Consider the following 1487-nt stretch of genomic DNA (forward strand, 5'->3'; position numbering starts at 1 on the left):
AGTCCGGCCTGAACAACTTCTACTGCATTGATTTTGTGTGCTGAAGCTGCGGTTTTGTTGGCTTTGAATTGCAGGGTTTCGTATGCTTTTGCCAGAAACCCTGCAATTTCCGGTCGCCGATGAAACCCCATTCCCGCGCTCCTGAACAGGATGACCTGCTCCGCCCACGACTGGTCGACATGATCGATGCGCGCCACGAGTTGGTGAAGCTTGCGGCGCTGATCGACTGGGAGTTTTTCGAACGGGAATGGGCGACCTTCTTCCCTTCGCATCAGGGTCGACCCGCGACATCGCCACGCCTGGTCGCGGGGCTCATGTATCTCCAGCACGCCTTCAAGCTCTCGGACGAGGCAGTCGTCGCCCGGTGGGTCGAGAACCCGTATTACCAACACTTCACTGGCGAGACGTTCTTCCAGCACCGTTCTCCAATCGATCCCTCGTCGCTGGTGCGCTGGCGCAAGCGGATCGGCGAGGAAGGGGTGGAGTGGCTGCTGACCAAGACGATAGAGGCAGGCCGAGCTTCTGGCGCGGTCAGCGACAAGAGCCTGAAACGGGTGGCCGTCGATACGACCGTGATGGAAAAGACCATCGCTCATCCCACGGATGCGCGGCTTTACGAGCGCGCCCGCGCCCTGCTGGCGGGCTTGGCGAAAGAAGCCGGGGTCGATCTGCGCCAGAGCTACGCCCGCCTTGCCCCGCGGCTGGCCGCCCAAGTCGGACGGTATGCCCATGCCCGGCAGTTCAAGCGCATGCGCAAGGCCCTGCGCCAGCTCAAGGGCTATGTTGGCCGAGTGCGCCGGGACCTGCGCCGCTACCTCCAGGACATCCCCGAAGGCGCGCTGCGCGGACGGGTGCTGGAGGCGCTCTGGCTGGTCGGTCGCCTGCTCGAACAGACACCGAAGAGCAAGAACAAGATCTATGCCCTGCACGAGCCGGAGGTCGACTGCATCTCCAAGGGCAAGGCGCGGGTCCGATACGAATTCGGCACCAAGGTCAGCCTCGCCACCACTCTCGATGGGGGCTTTGTCGTTGGTGCTCGGAGCTTTCCCGGCAACCCATACGACGGCCACACCCTGGCGTCAGCACTGGAGCAAGTCGCCATCCTGACCGACCAGGTGCCGGCTCTGGCTGTGGTCGACCGCGGCTATCGCGGCCATGGCGTGGAGGCCACCAAGGTCCTGATCAGCGGCACAAGACGCGGCATTACCCCGCTCCTGGCACGGCTCCTCAAGCGACGAAGCGCCATCGAGCCTGAGATCGGGCACATGAAGAGCGATGGTCGCCTAGCGAGATGCCCGCTGAAGGGCCGCATCGGCGACGCGGTCTTCGCCGTCCTCTGCGCCTGCGGCCACAATATCCGCAAGATCCTCGCCCATCTCAGGGCGCTTTGGACCCTATTGCTTCACCTGATTGCGGCGAGGATTTGGCCCGAAAGAACCCTGCACAGGGAAGTATTAGCCGCCTGACACGGTTGTTCAGAGCCGACT

2 protein-coding genes are annotated in these 1487 nt (G+C 63.1%); one reads left to right on the forward strand and one right to left on the reverse strand.

Annotation, left to right across the window (positions count from 1 at the left end; genetic code table 11):
- A partial coding sequence (locus DPQ23_RS15800; RefSeq protein WP_205961490.1) for a hypothetical protein occupies window positions 1–197 on the reverse strand: 197 nt, incomplete at its 3' end.
- Between DPQ23_RS15800 and DPQ23_RS15165 the strand changes: the two genes are divergently transcribed.
- Entirely contained in the window at window positions 120–1466 is a 1347-nt protein-coding gene (locus DPQ23_RS15165; protein WP_112875591.1) for an IS5-like element ISPhae1 family transposase, read from the forward strand. The genes DPQ23_RS15800 and DPQ23_RS15165 overlap by 78 nt on opposite strands.
- Window positions 1467–1487 lie beyond the last annotated feature (21 nt).

Origin of the sequence: Paracoccus endophyticus (assembly GCF_003286075.1) — a bacterium.
Lineage (GTDB): Bacteria > Pseudomonadota > Alphaproteobacteria > Rhodobacterales > Rhodobacteraceae > Paracoccus > Paracoccus endophyticus.